This window comes from Catalinimonas alkaloidigena, assembly GCF_029504655.1.
Lineage (GTDB): Bacteria > Bacteroidota > Bacteroidia > Cytophagales > Cyclobacteriaceae > Catalinimonas > Catalinimonas alkaloidigena.
In genome coordinates this window covers 1,164,925-1,178,975 of sequence record NZ_JAQFIL010000001.1, presented here as the reverse complement: position 1 = coordinate 1,178,975, position 14,051 = coordinate 1,164,925, and the positions used below count along the sequence as shown (strand labels likewise).

Annotated in this window: 19 protein-coding genes; 10 read left to right on the top strand and 9 right to left on the bottom strand. The window is 41.1% G+C overall.

The features are described 5' to 3' along the window. Window positions 1-52 precede the first annotated feature (52 nt). The 3 genes from OKW21_RS04975 to OKW21_RS04965 are packed head-to-tail and all read left to right on the top strand — an operon-like array spanning window position 53 to window position 1,285. Window positions 53-493, top strand: a complete 441-nt coding sequence (locus tag OKW21_RS04975) for a SufE family protein (protein WP_277477857.1) — start codon at window positions 53-55, stop codon at window positions 491-493. Between the two features lie 9 nt (window positions 494-502). Next, the gene (locus OKW21_RS04970; protein ID WP_277477856.1) at window positions 503-838 is read left to right on the top strand and encodes a DUF59 domain-containing protein; all 336 of its coding nucleotides are present in this window, start codon (window positions 503-505) and stop codon (window positions 836-838) included. A 30-nt stretch (window positions 839-868) separates the two neighbouring features. Beyond that, on the top strand, window positions 869-1,285 hold the full coding sequence (locus tag OKW21_RS04965; protein WP_277477855.1) for a BrxA/BrxB family bacilliredoxin: 417 nt from the start codon (window positions 869-871) through the stop codon (window positions 1,283-1,285). Between the two features lie 71 nt (window positions 1,286-1,356). Here OKW21_RS04965 and OKW21_RS04960 read toward each other — a convergent pair whose 3' ends face one another. Beyond that, the gene (locus OKW21_RS04960; RefSeq protein WP_277477854.1) at window positions 1,357-2,292 is read right to left on the bottom strand and encodes an NAD-dependent epimerase/dehydratase family protein; all 936 of its coding nucleotides are present in this window, start codon (window positions 2,290-2,292) and stop codon (window positions 1,357-1,359) included. Window positions 2,293-2,295: 3 nt separating this feature from the next. Beyond that, window positions 2,296-2,952, bottom strand: a complete 657-nt coding sequence (locus tag OKW21_RS04955; RefSeq protein WP_277477852.1) for a phosphoadenylyl-sulfate reductase — start codon at window positions 2,950-2,952, stop codon at window positions 2,296-2,298. 144 nt (window positions 2,953-3,096) lie between these two features. Between OKW21_RS04955 and OKW21_RS04950 the strand changes: the two genes are divergently transcribed. Both OKW21_RS04950 and OKW21_RS04945 read left to right on the top strand, forming a co-directional pair. Next, the gene (locus tag OKW21_RS04950) at window positions 3,097-3,549 is read left to right on the top strand and encodes a DinB family protein (RefSeq protein ID WP_277477851.1); all 453 of its coding nucleotides are present in this window, start codon (window positions 3,097-3,099) and stop codon (window positions 3,547-3,549) included. 1 nt (window position 3,550) lies between these two features. Further along, on the top strand, window positions 3,551-4,312 hold the full coding sequence (locus OKW21_RS04945; RefSeq protein ID WP_277477850.1) for a GNAT family N-acetyltransferase: 762 nt from the start codon (window positions 3,551-3,553) through the stop codon (window positions 4,310-4,312). A gap of 59 nt (window positions 4,313-4,371) precedes the next feature. Here the strand turns inward: OKW21_RS04945 and OKW21_RS04940 are convergent, their stop codons facing one another. Continuing rightward, the gene (locus OKW21_RS04940; protein ID WP_277477848.1) at window positions 4,372-4,617 is read right to left on the bottom strand and encodes a heavy-metal-associated domain-containing protein; all 246 of its coding nucleotides are present in this window, start codon (window positions 4,615-4,617) and stop codon (window positions 4,372-4,374) included. Window positions 4,618-4,749: 132 nt separating this feature from the next. Between OKW21_RS04940 and OKW21_RS04935 the strand changes: the two genes are divergently transcribed. From OKW21_RS04935 to rfbC, 5 genes are read left to right on the top strand one after another with little or no spacing between them, the layout of a single operon-like run. Next, the gene (locus OKW21_RS04935) at window positions 4,750-5,526 is read left to right on the top strand and encodes a class I SAM-dependent methyltransferase (protein WP_277477847.1); all 777 of its coding nucleotides are present in this window, start codon (window positions 4,750-4,752) and stop codon (window positions 5,524-5,526) included. A 56-nt stretch (window positions 5,527-5,582) separates the two neighbouring features. Continuing rightward, window positions 5,583-6,359 carry a glucose-1-phosphate cytidylyltransferase gene (gene rfbF, locus OKW21_RS04930; protein WP_277477846.1) on the top strand — a complete coding sequence of 259 codons (777 nt, stop codon included), beginning with the start codon at window positions 5,583-5,585 and terminating at the stop codon, window positions 6,357-6,359. 10 nt (window positions 6,360-6,369) lie between these two features. Next, on the top strand, window positions 6,370-7,311 hold the full coding sequence (locus OKW21_RS04925) for an NAD-dependent epimerase/dehydratase family protein (protein ID WP_277477845.1): 942 nt from the start codon (window positions 6,370-6,372) through the stop codon (window positions 7,309-7,311). Then, window positions 7,308-8,306: an NAD-dependent epimerase/dehydratase family protein gene (locus tag OKW21_RS04920; RefSeq protein WP_277477844.1), complete on the top strand. Its 999-nt coding sequence runs from the start codon at window positions 7,308-7,310 to the stop codon at window positions 8,304-8,306. Before OKW21_RS04925 ends, OKW21_RS04920 begins: the two co-directional genes overlap by 4 nt. Before the next feature lie 57 nt (window positions 8,307-8,363). After that, a complete protein-coding gene (gene rfbC / locus OKW21_RS04915; RefSeq protein WP_277477841.1) occupies window positions 8,364-8,894 on the top strand; it encodes a dTDP-4-dehydrorhamnose 3,5-epimerase in 531 nt (176 codons plus the stop codon). A 58-nt stretch (window positions 8,895-8,952) separates the two neighbouring features. On the opposite strand, the gene OKW21_RS04910 is transcribed toward rfbC, so the two are convergent. Genes OKW21_RS04910 through OKW21_RS04885 form a run of 6 tightly spaced genes read right to left on the bottom strand, consistent with a single transcriptional unit; the run spans window position 8,953 to window position 13,975 of the window. Next, window positions 8,953-9,540, bottom strand: coding sequence for a DUF4142 domain-containing protein (locus tag OKW21_RS04910; RefSeq protein WP_277477840.1), 588 nt, complete (start codon window positions 9,538-9,540; stop codon window positions 8,953-8,955). Between the two features lie 45 nt (window positions 9,541-9,585). Further along, window positions 9,586-10,590, bottom strand: a complete 1,005-nt coding sequence (locus tag OKW21_RS04905; RefSeq protein WP_277477839.1) for a glycosyltransferase — start codon at window positions 10,588-10,590, stop codon at window positions 9,586-9,588. Window position 10,591: 1 nt separating this feature from the next. Beyond that, entirely contained in the window at window positions 10,592-11,581 is a 990-nt protein-coding gene (locus OKW21_RS04900) for a glycosyltransferase family 2 protein (protein WP_277477838.1), read from the bottom strand. Beyond that, window positions 11,581-12,105, bottom strand: coding sequence for a DUF4199 domain-containing protein (locus tag OKW21_RS04895; protein WP_277477837.1), 525 nt, complete (start codon window positions 12,103-12,105; stop codon window positions 11,581-11,583). Before OKW21_RS04895 ends, OKW21_RS04900 begins: the two co-directional genes overlap by 1 nt. A gap of 1 nt (window position 12,106) precedes the next feature. Then, a complete protein-coding gene (locus tag OKW21_RS04890; protein ID WP_277477836.1) occupies window positions 12,107-12,652 on the bottom strand; it encodes a DUF4199 domain-containing protein in 546 nt (181 codons plus the stop codon). A gap of 21 nt (window positions 12,653-12,673) precedes the next feature. Beyond that, window positions 12,674-13,975 (bottom strand): dihydroorotase, encoded by a 1,302-nt coding sequence (locus OKW21_RS04885; RefSeq protein WP_277477835.1) that lies wholly within the window; start codon window positions 13,973-13,975, stop codon window positions 12,674-12,676. Window positions 13,976-14,051: the final 76 nt, after the last annotated feature.

Sequence of the window (14,051 nt, the reverse complement as noted above, 5' to 3'; positions counted from 1 at the left end):
GATAAGCGTAAACAAAAGCTTAAGTTTATTAGTGAAAGCATAATTGCTTAATATGGCGGAGAAGATAAGCGAAATACAAGATGAGATTATTGAAGAGTTTTCTCTTCTAGAGGGCGATCAGGAAATGACTAACTTTTATATTATGGAGCTTGGTCAGAAACTACCCGAATTGGAGGAGAAGTACAAAATTGAAGATAATATTATTAAAGGCTGCCAGTCAAAAGTTTGGGTAGTACCTGAAGCTGAAGACGACAGATTGCATTTCAAGGCTGATAGTAATTCTGCGATTACCAAAGGGTTAGTAAGTTTGTTAGTACGTATTTTTGATCATCAAAAGGTAAAAGACATCCTGGACGCTGATCTTTACTTTATAGACAAAATCGGAATGAACCGCTTTATTGGTACGCAGCGTTCCAATGGATTTGCTGCCATGATTAAGCAGATCAAGCTATTTGCCTTAGTACAAAAAGATCGTATTGAAGCAACCAAGTAATTAAATATTATGAGCACAGATACTACAGAAAATTCAACAACGGAAAGTTTGAGGGACAAGGTTATCAATGCAATTAAAACCGTATATGATCCTGAAATTCCGGTAGATGTTTATGAGTTAGGATTAATTTACGAGATCAGTACTTATCCGGTTAATAACGTATATATACTGATGACACTCACTTCTCCGGCTTGTCCTGCTGCTGAGACCATTCCCGCTGAGGTAGAACAAAAAGTAAAGGCTATAGAAGGTATAGGAGATGTTAAAGTTGAACTTACCTTTGACCCTCCTTTTACTCAGGATATGATGTCTGAGGCAGCTAAGTTGGAATTAGGGTTTATGTAATTTTTTATTTAAAGTAAAATAAGACAAGATATGTATCCAGAACAATTAGTAGCACCCATGCGCGAAGACCTGACCGTAGCAGGATTTCAGGAGTTTAAGACAGCAGAAGAGGTTGAAACGCATTTGAGTGAACACAAAGGCACCACCTTAATGGTAATTAATTCAGTGTGTGGATGTGCTGCCGGTGCCGCCCGTCCAGGGGTAAAATATGCTTTGCAGCATAGTGAAAAGCAACCTGATCACCTTACTACCGTTTTTGCAGGGGTAGATAAAGAAGCAGTGGAGAAAGCGCGTGAATTTACTTTGCCCTACCCTCCTTCCTCTCCTTCAATCGCACTCTTTAAAAATGGAGAACTGGTTCACTTTGTAGAAAGACATCATATAGAAGGCCGTCCGGCAGAAATGATTGCCGAACATCTTATTGATGTATTCAACGAGTTTTGCTAAAAAGTAATGACCAATAAAAAGAGAAAGGAGGATTAGACCTCCTTTTTTTTATGTTTTTTTACGGGAAAGAACTAAAATGAAAAGCGGGTTTTAAACTCTTCCATTTCATCTAATAAGGAAGCTTCTTCCCATTCAGGCAGATACTTAAAAAGTTTTAGTTCTGTATCTACAGAGAGTTCCCTAAGCCCCAGATGGCGATTGACAAAAATAAACTCCAGATCAAAATAAATGGCCTTTACCACATCCACGATGTCCAGGATCTGGAAATTTTTATCCACGAGATTATAGATATCTGAGGGCATGTCGGTATGAAGCAAAGCGCCCAGCACCTCCCCTACCCGCTGCACATTGACAAATGCTCTTCTTTGCTTTCCATCACCATGTATGGAGATGCGTCTTTTAAAATTGGCCTCAAACATAAAGCGATTGATCACAGCGTCAAAGCGTAGGCTTTTGTTATATCCATATACATTGCCGCAGCGCATGATGTAAGTAGGTATCTTGGTAAACATACGCTTGACATGATCCTCAGCCCTAAGCTTAGAGATTCCATATATTGTCTGGGGATTGGGCCGGGTATTTTCATCCACCAGGGTCTCAGAAGAACCATATACTGAGGTACTGCTTAGATAAATCAACTTTTGTACCTTCGAAGACTCTTCTATAGCATAGACTAGCTCAGCTGTGCCCCAATGATTTGTCTGCTCATAAGCATGTCCATCGGTAGTAGCAAAAGGTGTAACAACCTTTGCCGCCAAATGATACACAATGTCAGCATCTTTAACTACAGATCGCAGCTTACGGGTATCTAAAAGCTCACCGTGTACAAAATCAATTTTAAGCTCTTTAGTGCTTTTATCAGTAAAAGGGTGACCTAAAAATAAGTGAAAGTTATCTCGTGATAGATTATCATAAACAATAATACGAGAAACAGCGGGGTCATTTACCAGTTGCGCAACCAATTGTGTGCCTAAATAGCCGGCACCTCCAGTTACTAAAACATTCATATATTAAGATTTTACCAGATCTGTATTAAGTCCACATTCCGTTTTGTTCATACCATACCAGCGCGCCTCTCTCTCCTGCATATCAGGATCAGGCTTTTTGGTACAAGGCTCACATCCAATGCTTGCGTACCCCTTGGCATCCAAGGGATGACGAGGCAGGTCATACTCACGAATGTAGGCAAATATTTCCTGAATAGTCCAGTCCAGCATAGGGTGGAATCGGATGACGTCATGAGGGGCTGCCTGTTCTATTTTCATAGCCTGACGCACTCGGCTTTGCTCAGCGCGAATACCATTGATCCAAACATCATACTCACGCAAAACTGCATCCATAGGCTGAGTTTTATTGAGGTAACAGCAATAATCAGGGTCTGAAGTAAATAAAAGGTTGCCTTCGGCATCTTTCTGCTGATGCTTGGGTACTATGGGGTTTAGCCTGACCAGACTTAGTCCAAAACTTTCAGCGACTTCTTCCGCGAAAGCTACGGACTCTGGAAAATGATAACCGGTATTGAGAAAATAAATAGGAATGCTGCGATCAATTCGGCTAAGTATATGCAAAAGTACCAGGCTGTGTGTCTGAAAAGATGATGAAGTGAATACCTTTTTCCCCTCCTGCTTGTATTTACCCAATTGTTGTTGAATCTGCTCAAATTTCACAATATACTCCTCTGTTAGTGATGGGAAAATTAAATGTGAGATAACAAATATATAACTGATAGTAACGAAAAATAAATTCGTGAGTTCAGAAATTTTTTCCCACTGGTTTGAGCTATTATCTTTGTTTATATAAACATATTTGAAATGGACACCACCTTAAAAAGTTTATTTGACTACAACCAGTATGCGAACAAATTATTCATTCGCAGCTTTACTGAAAATAATTTTAATGTAGAAAAAGGCATTAAACTTTTTAGTCATATCATCAATGCACACCATATCTGGCTAGCCCGAATAAAAGATGAAGCCCCCATTTTTGACGTTTGGGAAATCCATGTGATCAATAGCTTTGCAAAAGTTAATGAAGACAATTATTCCCGATCTATACAACTACTGCAGGAGGCAAACGATCTGCACAAAGTAATTAATTATACTAACTCAAAGGGCAACACTTATCAAAATACCATCAGGGACATTCTGCTGCACATAGTCAATCACTCTACTTACCACAGAGGACAAGTGGCTACACTGATTCGTGAAAATGGTATGGAGCCGCCTGTGACAGATTATATTTTTTACAAAAGAGACGAAAACTGAAATGAAAACACTATTCTCCGAATACAAAACGGATTACTCAACTTACACTTTTTCTTACGCGGTATATTGCATCAAAGAGGCTCAGAAAGAGCTTCCTGAAATTTATGCAAAAGGATTTCTTCCCTATACAGGAAATACCAGCCTGGAAGAAGATACTTTTTACCTTGCCAGAAGTCTGAGAGTCAACTTACAGGAATTTAAAAACAGTTCTGAAAATCGTCGGGTAAACCGCAAAATAGAGCCTCTTGATATTAGTATGGAAGTGTATAAAAAAGAAAACTTTGATTTTCAGGACGAAACATTCCGTCAGTTTTGCTCCGATTATGCCGAAGAACGCTTCTCGGGAGGCGCTATGCAAGCCGAACGCTTGCAGTATGTGCTAAACAGGGATATGCTTACCCATATTATCACTTTCTGTTCTAATGAGAAGGTCTTTGGTTATGTTTTTACTGTGATGGAAGGTGATATGCTCCATTATTGGTTCTCTTTTTACGATACCGAATACATGCGCTCACACTCTTTAGGAAAATGGATGATGTGGAAAGTCATTAACTGGGCACATGAACAAAATCTGGCTCATGTTTACATTGGTACCTGTTACAGAGAGAAATCATTGTACAAAGTGAGAGATCACAAAGGCGCTGAATTCTTTGACGGAAGCAAATGGAATAACGATACAAGTTTACTTAAAGCGCTTTGCAAAAGCGATGATGAGGAGAAAAACAACGACTTATTTAAATCAAGGCCAGAAATTTACCATTAAATGAAAAAGGACGACTTCGCAGTCGTCCTTTTTCATTTGTTCTGTACATGTTACTAAAATCAACTTCCGAAGATTTTAGTTAAAATTCCTTTCTTTAGTGGTTTTGCAGAGAAGCCGGCCAGATTAATAATATCCACGACATCTCTTGATTCCAGGGACTCCTGCCCCATGACGGTCAAAACTTTGTCCTCGTTTTCCGTATCTACCTCCCATTGTAATACTTCCTGGGAGTTGTTTAGGTACGATGAAACGGTTTCAACACAGCCGCCACAATTAATGTTAGTTTTAAACTTATAGGTTTTCATAAGCATATTCTTCTTAAAGAATTACAAGTATAGAGAATACAATCTTAACAATAATAGTTCCTTAGCTAAAACTTATCCTTACAAATCAATTCAAGCCCTTCATAAGTAGGTAAACAGGCTTATATTTGTGCCATGAAAAAATTGATCCGCTGGGCCATACGTTACATACCTCGCAAGTATTTGCAGCGTTTCGGGCAGAAATTTCTCAACATTATAGCGTTTTTTTATCGGGGAAACAATGTCCAATGTCCGGTAGATGAGAAAAAATATCGCAGGTTTTTACCCTATGGAAGAATTGAAACCCGACCTAATGCACTATGCCCCAGCTCATTAACACTGGAAAGGCACCGTCTGATGTGGTTATTTTTAAAAAATAAAACTGATTTTTTTTCAGCTAAACATAAGGTGCTCCACGTAGCTCCTGAAATTTGTTTTATCCACCGTTTTGAAAAAATGCCCAACCTGGAATACATTACTGCAGATCTGGAGTCTCCCTGGGCAAAAGTAAAGATGGATCTGCATGATGTACCTTTTGAGGACAGTTCGTTTGATATTGTTTTTTGTAATCATGTGATGGAGCATGTTGATGACGATATTCGCTGCATGAGCGAGCTTTACAGAGTACTCAGACCAGGGGGGTGGGCCATTATACAATCACCTGTTTATAATTTCCCGATTACCAAAGAAGACCCTACAATTACTGATCCGGTGGAGCGGGAGAAGGCCTTCGGACAACGTGATCATGTACGTATGTATGGACTTGATTACGCAGATCGTTTGCGAAAAGCAGGTTTTAAAGTGACTGAAGATGATTATGTACGAACATTACCTGCGGCTGTAGTTAAATGGCATGCGTTAATGGATAGCGAAACCATTTACTTCTGCGAGAAGCTTGAGGCACAAAAGTAAATTGAAGAAGAGAGAATAAGAGTTTTGTCATTTATGGATACCATAATAAAACAAGTATGAAAGTATTAATACTGGCCGGAGGGTTTGGCACACGTTTGAGCGAAGAAACACATCTGATACCCAAGCCCATGGTAGAAATTGGTGGGCGACCCATCCTGTGGCATATTATGAAGATCTACTCTTCCTACGGATTCAATGATTTTGTCATCCTGCTGGGATACAAAGGGTATGTGATCAAAGAATATTTTGCCAATTACTTCCTGCATCAAAATGATGTTACCATAGACATCGCCAATAATAAAATTGAAACACACAGTAAGAGCAATGAGGAACCCTGGAAGGTAACGCTGGTTAATACCGGATTGGAGACTATGACAGGTGGAAGGCTGAAACGTGCTCAACCTTATCTCAATCAGGACGAGCCTTTCATGTTTACCTATGGTGATGGTGTTTCCAATATTGATATTAATGCTTTGTTGTCCTTTCATAAAAAGCACGATAAAATGATCACTATGACCTCTGTACAGCCCGAAGGCCGATTTGGGGCCATGAGGATCGGAGAAGACATGACGGTCAATAGCTTTGAGGAAAAACCAGAAGGAGAAGGAGGCTGGATCAACGGCGGTTTTTTTGTCTGTGAACCTAAGGTGCTGGATTACATCAAAGGAGATGAAACTATGTTTGAAAGGGAACCCTTGAACATGCTGGTACGTGACAGACAATTAGTAGCCTACAAACACAAAGGGTTCTGGCAGTGTATGGATACCCTTCGTGATAAACGTATGCTGGAAGATATGTGGGAAACAGATAGTCCTCGTTGGAAAATCTGGTAAACAATATAAGATGAGTAAAAACCTTTTGATCACCGGTGGTCTTGGCAATCTGGGCAGTTGGCTTACCGATTACTTCTGCCGTTATACCGATATGAATGTATTTGTACTCGCCAGTCGTAAGCGACCGATATTTCAGGATCTGAACTTCACTTTCATCACTTGTGACATTTCGGATGCCAAGTCCTGTCAACAGCAGTTAAGTCCTTATACTTTTGACCATGTAGTACATACTGCCAGTGTCAATGACTACTTTAAAGACAACTTTGCCAAAGATGCACTATTGGTCAATGCGCTGGGCACCAGAAACCTGCTGGATTATTTTAAGGATAAAGCACTGAAAAACTTTATATACTTCTCTACTTTTCAGGTATATGGACAGAGAAGTGGGCTGATTACTGAAGAGACACCCACCGAACCCAAAAATGACTATGGCAGTACGCACCTTTTTGCCGAATACTATGTCAAGCAGTTCTTCAGTACACATCATATACCTTATACCATATTCAGGCTGACAAATAGCTATGGTTGCCCCAAAGACCATGATTCTTCTAAATGGTACCTGGTACTGAATGACCTTTCAAGAATGGCTGCTACCGAAGGGCAGATTGTACTGAAATCAAACGGGCAGGCTACACGTGACTTTATCTGGATGGGCGATGTTTGTAAAATTGTGCAGGAAGCATTGGAGCGCCCTGCTCCAAACGATTACTTTAACATTGCCGGAGAGGAAACCTATACCATGCTGTATGTAGCTGAGCAGGTACGAGAGGCCTACCAGGAAATGTATGGTAAGGTGCTTCCCATCAAAATTAATCGAGAAGACCAAACAGTCTATCCTGATGACTTGAAGGTAAGTGCGCAAAAGCTACAATCCTGTTATGAGTATGAAGTTCAGCTGCGTTTTAAGGAAGAAGCCAAAAACATTTTCAAAATGTTAAATTCTAATTCATGAAAATATTTGTAAGCGGACATAATGGATACATAGGTGCCCACCTTATAAGTTTGCTTAAGGCCAAAGGGCATGAAGTTACCGGCTGTGACATCAACCTCTACGAAGGCTGCGCCTGGGAAGCATATGAAAAACCCGACCATGAGCTGATTAAAGATGTGAGGGAAGTGCAGGAAGAGGATCTTCGTGGCCATGACGCAGTCATGCATCTGGCCGCTCTGTCCAACGACCCTATGGGGGATGTAGATCCAGAACTTACTTACCAGATCAATCTGGAGGGAAGCGTGCGCCTGGCAAGGCTAGCCAAAAGTACGGGCGTATCTCGCTTTCTCTTTGCCAGTAGCTGTTCTATCTACGGAAAAGGCGCCAAGCTGGACATGGACGAAAATGACCCGGTCAACCCACTAACTGCTTATGCCAAATCCAAAATTGAGTCAGAGAAGCGTATTGGAGCCATGGCCGATGAAAACTTTTCACCCGTTTTTTTACGCAATGCTACGGCTTATGGCTACTCCCCCATGCTACGCATAGATCTGGTAGTGAATAACCTCCTGGCATGCGCTGTGTCTAAAGGCAATATCGCCATCAAAAGTGATGGGTCACCCTGGCGTCCACTGATCCACTGCAAAGACATTGCTCATGCTTTCGTCGCTCTGGCGGAAGCACCAAAAGATAAAATGCACAACCGTATCATTAATATCGGAGCAAACAGTGAGAATTATCAGGTTCGCGATGTCGCAGATCAGGTACAGAAGTTACTTCCTGATGCCGAAATCGTCTACACGGGGGAAGTTGGTGAAGATCCGAGAAACTATAAAGTGAATTTTGATTTACTCTATTCTTTACTGCCAGATTTTAAGTTGGAATACGATCTGCAAAAAGGTATGCAGGAGCTTTTTGATAAGCTGATTGAGCATCACTTCAGTGCCAAAGATTTTGATGGCGATCAGTTTGTCCGTCTCAAAACGCTGGCCAAGAGATTGAGCCTGATCCAGTAATACATATCAGAGAACTGACTTATGATATTATTTTAGATAAGAAGAATAACTTAAGGAATGATATTTACAGAGACCAAATTAGCCGGAGCATATATTCTAGACTTAAAAAAAATAGGTGATGAGCGAGGATTTTTTTCGCGTGCATTTTGTGCCAATGAGTACAAAGAGCATGGCCTAAATCCTACTGTCGCTCAGGCTAACTTATCCCGTTCAGAAAAAAAGCACACCCTTAGGGGCTTTCACTATCAGGTAGAAGGAGCTGAAGAGGCAAAAACCATAAGATGTGTTAAAGGTAAGTTACTGGATGTCATCATTGACCTGCGCAAGGACTCACCGACTTATTGCCAATACGTAGCAGTAGAGCTATCAGATGAAAACCATAGGGCATTGTACGTACCTGAACATTTTGCTCATTCTTTCATTACGCTTGAAGATCACACTGAAGCGTATTATCTGGTCTCAAACTTTTATGCACCAGGCAAAGAAAGAGGCATTCGCTGGAATGACCCCTACTTCAATGTAGAATGGCCAACCGATCAGCCCATTGTATCTGAAAAAGACCAAAATCATCCTGACTTTCAACCATAAAAAAAGCCAGCCTCCACGTGAAGGCCGGCTTTAAACCACAAAAAGAGTAAAACCAAAATTAACTTAATTCTTCCAATAAGGAGACTGCTTTTTCCATTTGCTCCTCATGGTAATCTTTTATATCTGCCACTAAACCAGCTACTATAGGGTTATCTTCTTCCTCTATGATCAGCTCGTTCAGGCGCTCAACATTTTCTTTGTATTCCTCAACTACCTCTGTCAGGTAAGCTTGGTCAAACTGCTCCTGAGGTAAAGCATCAATACTATCAATCTTCATCTTTTGACCAGCACCGATGGCTTCAGGCAAATCTGTTTCCGTTGCCTGCGCAAGTTCCTCAAGCTTCACTCTGGCATCTTCCTCAACGTTGTTGATTGACTGAGCAAGTTCGCGTACTTCTTCAGCACTTGCTTTTTTCGCTGCGAGATCGCTCATATAGTATTGCAAGCGGTTATTCATAAAAGCTAACAACACTAAATCAACTCCGCTGGCAGCCATTTCTTCATCAGCACTTTCTACCAGAACCGTATCAGAAGCACTTTCAGCAGTTTGATCACTCGTTTCATTAGTGGAACTGCTATCGCAAGCACTTATGATGAAAATTAATAAAAAGAAGCTAAAAATATAAACAAAAATTGTCTTTTTCATAGTTAAAAAATTTTTTATTTCTTATGTAGTAAACAGCAACTCAGGTTAAATGTTCGCATTTGGCTGCTGAGAAATGTCAGGGAAGTTGGTATAGGGAGCTTTCTGAAGAAAAAAATACTTGATCAGACCATATCCGTATCCTATAAAAACCGATGCCGAAGTACAAATACTGAAGGCTGCTACTTTAATAGATTGATAGCGCAGCATTGCCTCAACAAATACCGCTACAAAATAGATGAAGAATGCGGTAAGCATTGAAAAGCCTAACATTGGTAATACTATAAGTAGCACGAGCATCAATAGCGTATAAAGGTAAAAACCCAGCGGTAGCAAATGCATTAGCTTCAGACTTTCCGGATAAATTCGGTACAGATTGATGCGTGATTTGCCAAACCATTCCATTTGTTTTAAAAAACCACCAAGCGTGTCCTTTCGCTTATGATATACATAAGCATCTGGAATAAGGCCTGTCTTAAAACCCCACTTTTGAATGCGAATGCTGAGTTCAATATCCTCTCCACAATTGGGTAAGGCAAAGCCTTTGGTTTTTTCATACACCGCACGAGACATCCCCATGTTAAAGCTACGGGGGTAATACGTACCGGCCCCTTTTTTTCTGCCCCGGGTTCCTCCGGTAGTAAGATAGGATGTAAGGGCAAAGTCAGCAGCTTTCTGAACTGTAGTAAATGATGTATGAGCCTTATCCGGCCCCCCAAAGGCATTCAGATAATCGTGTTTCAGGTAATCGTATACACTTTGAAGATAGTGAGAGGGTATAATGATGTCAGAGTCCAGAATGATCAGGTAATCTCCTTTTGCCCTGGCAAGGCCATAATTTCTGGAAAAGCCTTGTCCATCATTCCCTTTGAGGTAATAGTGTATATCCAGTCGGTCTTTAAAAGCGGCTACGACCTGATCTGATTTGATTTCAGAGCCACTTTCTACCACAATTACTTCAAAGTGGTTGTAGCTTTGTCGGCTCAGCCCATCTAACACTACCTGCATGTCTTCCGGCCTGTTGTATACCGGAATGATCAGGGAAAAAAACATATCAGAATACTTTATTACGAGGGAAACTTACTTTTTCAGAGATGATGTAATCATTCTTTTTCTCAGAATTCATGGTGAGCATTTCGGCTACAAAACCAGCCATAAACAACTGCACCCCAACGATAACTGCTACCAATGCCAGATAAAACAATGGCTGGTCTGTAACTTCTCTTACTGGCAGATGAGTATTTAACTTATAAAGTTTATCAGCGATCAGGCCGATGGTGACTATGATTCCGAAGAAGAAGCTCAAGGTACCCATGGTACCAAAAAAATGCATGGGCCTTTTCTTAAATTTAGAAACGAAAGAAATAGAAAGCAGGTCCAGAAAACCGTAAATGAACCTTTCTAGGCCAAATTTAGAGTTGCCGTATTTTCGGGCACGGTGTTCCACTACCTTTTCTCCGATCTTGTCAAAACCATGGCGCTGGGCAAGCATAGGAATATAGCGGTGCATTTCCCCGTACAGTTCCAAATTTTTAACTACGTGAATATCATAAGCTTTCAATCCACAGTTAAAATCATGCAGCCTGATTCCTGAAATTTTGCGGGTAACATAATTGAAGAACAGAGATGGGATAGTCTTACTCAGCGGGTCATGCCTTTTCTTTTTCCAGCCGGAAACCATATCGTACCCCTCTTTTTTGATCATACGGTACAGCTCCGGTATTTCATCAGGGCTATCCTGCAGGTCGGCATCCATGGTGATTACTACTTCTCCCTTTACATGTTCAAAGCCCGTATTCAGAGCTGCTGACTTACCGTAATTTCGGTTAAAGCGAATACCTTCCACGTTGGGGTTCATCTTGGCAATATCTATGATTACCTCCCAGGAACGATCCCGGCTTCCATCATCAATCAGCAATATCTCGTAGCGTAGTTCATGGGCTTGCATTACGCTATCAATCCACGCGCACAGTTCAGGAAGAGACTCTTCTTCGTTGAGAAGCGGAACTACTACGGATATGTCTTTCCTCTGATTGATTTCCATTATCTAAAATCTGCTTCCGGTTTTTTCTTCACAATGAGTCCGATGATCATGGCCAGCACCGCACCACCCAGTATACTGGTATAAAAAAAGCTGAGCAGCAGATTGTTTACACTAAATGAATTATCAGACTCAAGTTCGGCTACCATTTCGTCTATGGTCTGGTCGTCAGCACCAAACCTTTCCATCATTGCAGCCGACTGGTTGATGATAGACTCCTGAATCAGGGCGGGAAGTTCCGGAGTGATGAGATGGTACTGTATGATACTATATATCGTGGCCATAGCACCCGCAATCACGATGATGAGCCAGGTAGACATAAACGCATCTTTGAATGAAAGTACACCTTCATTTTCTGATCTCAGCTGATAACCTGCGTAAATAAGTATACCCACAGTAATTGCGATGTTGACAAGCCCGATCCACCACGCGCTGGCTAGTAAAGTATAATCAATGATAAGAATGGAGGCAGAAATAACGATGCTGATAATTCCCAGAATCAATCCGTATTTAAGATCGTGATTCATTTTAGTTAGATTTTTTGGTTAGAGGTTGTTGTCGCATTACCACCGAGATGATGGTAGTAATAAAAAAGCCGATCACTAATTTCTTCTTAATCAACTCATCTAAAGCCAACTTCAATGGTGTAACACTTTCATTATCTTGTAAAGATTTATTATATACTTCTTCTCCAAACTGTTCAACGAATCCTTCCTTATTGGTAGCTAACTGCTCACTAATTATTGCTCTGTAAGAAGCTAACAGTTCAGGATTTATATAAGTCAGGTGAATATATATAAAAAAAGAAGTTGTGAACCCAATAATGATGGCTGTAAAAAAACCAACATTGATACCTTGCCAAAAATGAAGTGTGTTTGAATTATAAATCTTTTTAAATTCTCTGATACTGAAAATAATAAACACTAGAAGTATTACAGAATTTACAATAAAGTCCAGAGGGTTCGAAATCAATGGGTTGCCTCCTACTACCAAAACAATAAAAAACAATATTATTGACAAAACTCCCCCGGCTACTCCATATTTTAAGGGCAAAATTAAATAGGGGGACTTCATAATTGATTGCTTAGCCATTCCTCAGTATATATCTGTACGATAGCGGTTTTGGTAGAACGTTCCCCATACTTTTCCTTTTAATGCTTGTCCCCAGAATGGTGAATTTCTGGATTTGGAACGATTGCTTTTATCGTTTAACGTCCAGCCACTTTCCAGGTCAAATAAAGTAAGGTTCGCCTCCGCACCTTCTTCAATCTTAACAGGCTCAATTTTCAGTAATGCACGTGGTGTTGTAATCATTTTGTCCAGCACTATATTCAGCAACTGCTCAGCAGTAAAGACCTGCGATAGAATAGGAAGTACCGTCTGCAGTCCACTCATCCCAAAGGCAGCAAGTTCAAACTCACACTTTTTGCTTTCCTCTTCGTGAGGCTGATGGGAAGAGACAATCGTATCAATAGTTCCGTCAATAATACCCTCAATCAATGCCTGACGATCTTCTTCTGTCCGCAAAGGAGGGTTTACCCGAAGGTTGGTATCAAATTCCGAAAGCGCTTGGTCAGTAAAGTACAATTGATGCGCTGCCACGTCGCAGCTTACCGCCAGCCCTTTCTGTTTGGCTTCTCTGATCAGTTTTACCGCTGCGGCCGAAGATATGTTGCTAAAATGCAATCTGGGTGAGGCACCTACTGACATTTCCGATACATATTCCAGAAGCCTGAGGTCTCTTTCAATAGCCAGCGTTTCTGCCAGCACAGGCATCCCTTTCATGCCCAGAATGGTGCTCTGAAGCCCTTCGTGCATATCCGCATACTGCGTCAGGTGCAAATCTTCCGGTCGGTTGATCAGTAAGCTATCCATCTTCTGCATGTACTGCAATGCTTTAAGCATTACTTGCGTATGCCAGAGCGGATTTAGCCCGTCCGAAAACGCTATAGCACCTGCATGATGAAGATCAATCATTTCAGTCAGCTCATCCCCTTTAGCATCACGGGTCACTGCAGCTATGGGATGAATCTTGACCGGCTCTTCTAGATCGCTGATCAGATAGCGAATATCACTCTTACTCTGCACTACAGGAGAAGTGTTGGGTAGTAGTGCAAGTTCGGTAAATCCACCAGCAGCAGCAGCAGCAGCGCCGCTTAGTAAGTCTTCCTTATGCTCCTCTCCGGGGTCACCAAAGCTAACCTGCATATCAAACCAACCTGCCGAAACCATTTTTCCGCTGGCATTTATTACTTCTATGCTATCGTCAGTGAGCTTGACTTCACCTGCGGGAGCAAGTTGCTTGATGACTCCATTTTGAATAAGGAGGTCTACTTCTTTTTGGTGCAAGGAAGAACTTGGGTGTATAAGCTTTACGGACCGAAGCAGTACATTCATGATAAAAAGATCAGCGCTTTTGATTTCCGGATTTCGGACAATTTTACGGATTATCTGATTGCAGAACAAACTTAAG

Excerpts from the sequence above, each read along its gene's own strand:
- OKW21_RS04950 (WP_277477851.1), top strand. The coding sequence starts at position 3,097 with ATGGACACCACCTTAAAAAGTTTATTTGACTACAACCAGTATGCGAAC.
- OKW21_RS04925 (WP_277477845.1), top strand. The coding sequence starts at position 6,370 with ATGAGTAAAAACCTTTTGATCACCGGTGGTCTTGGCAATCTGGGCAGT.
- OKW21_RS04890 (WP_277477836.1), bottom strand. The coding sequence starts at position 12,652 with ATGAAGTCCCCCTATTTAATTTTGCCCTTAAAATATGGAGTAGCCGGG.
- OKW21_RS04920 (WP_277477844.1), top strand. The coding sequence starts at position 7,308 with ATGAAAATATTTGTAAGCGGACATAATGGATACATAGGTGCCCACCTT.
- OKW21_RS04945 (WP_277477850.1), top strand. The coding sequence starts at position 3,551 with ATGAAAACACTATTCTCCGAATACAAAACGGATTACTCAACTTACACT.
- OKW21_RS04910 (WP_277477840.1), bottom strand. The coding sequence starts at position 9,540 with ATGAAAAAGACAATTTTTGTTTATATTTTTAGCTTCTTTTTATTAATT.
- OKW21_RS04960 (WP_277477854.1), bottom strand. The coding sequence starts at position 2,292 with ATGAATGTTTTAGTAACTGGAGGTGCCGGCTATTTAGGCACACAATTG.
- OKW21_RS04965 (WP_277477855.1), top strand. The coding sequence starts at position 869 with ATGTATCCAGAACAATTAGTAGCACCCATGCGCGAAGACCTGACCGTA.
- OKW21_RS04895 (WP_277477837.1), bottom strand. The coding sequence starts at position 12,105 with ATGAATCACGATCTTAAATACGGATTGATTCTGGGAATTATCAGCATC.
- OKW21_RS04935 (WP_277477847.1), top strand. The coding sequence starts at position 4,750 with ATGAAAAAATTGATCCGCTGGGCCATACGTTACATACCTCGCAAGTAT.
- OKW21_RS04905 (WP_277477839.1), bottom strand. The coding sequence starts at position 10,590 with ATGTTTTTTTCCCTGATCATTCCGGTATACAACAGGCCGGAAGACATG.
- OKW21_RS04900 (WP_277477838.1), bottom strand. The coding sequence starts at position 11,581 with ATGGAAATCAATCAGAGGAAAGACATATCCGTAGTAGTTCCGCTTCTC.
- OKW21_RS04940 (WP_277477848.1), bottom strand. The coding sequence starts at position 4,617 with ATGAAAACCTATAAGTTTAAAACTAACATTAATTGTGGCGGCTGTGTT.
- OKW21_RS04975 (WP_277477857.1), top strand. The coding sequence starts at position 53 with ATGGCGGAGAAGATAAGCGAAATACAAGATGAGATTATTGAAGAGTTT.
- rfbF (WP_277477846.1), top strand. The coding sequence starts at position 5,583 with ATGAAAGTATTAATACTGGCCGGAGGGTTTGGCACACGTTTGAGCGAA.
- OKW21_RS04970 (WP_277477856.1), top strand. The coding sequence starts at position 503 with ATGAGCACAGATACTACAGAAAATTCAACAACGGAAAGTTTGAGGGAC.
- OKW21_RS04885 (WP_277477835.1), bottom strand. The coding sequence starts at position 13,975 with ATGAATGTACTGCTTCGGTCCGTAAAGCTTATACACCCAAGTTCTTCC.
- rfbC (WP_277477841.1), top strand. The coding sequence starts at position 8,364 with ATGATATTTACAGAGACCAAATTAGCCGGAGCATATATTCTAGACTTA.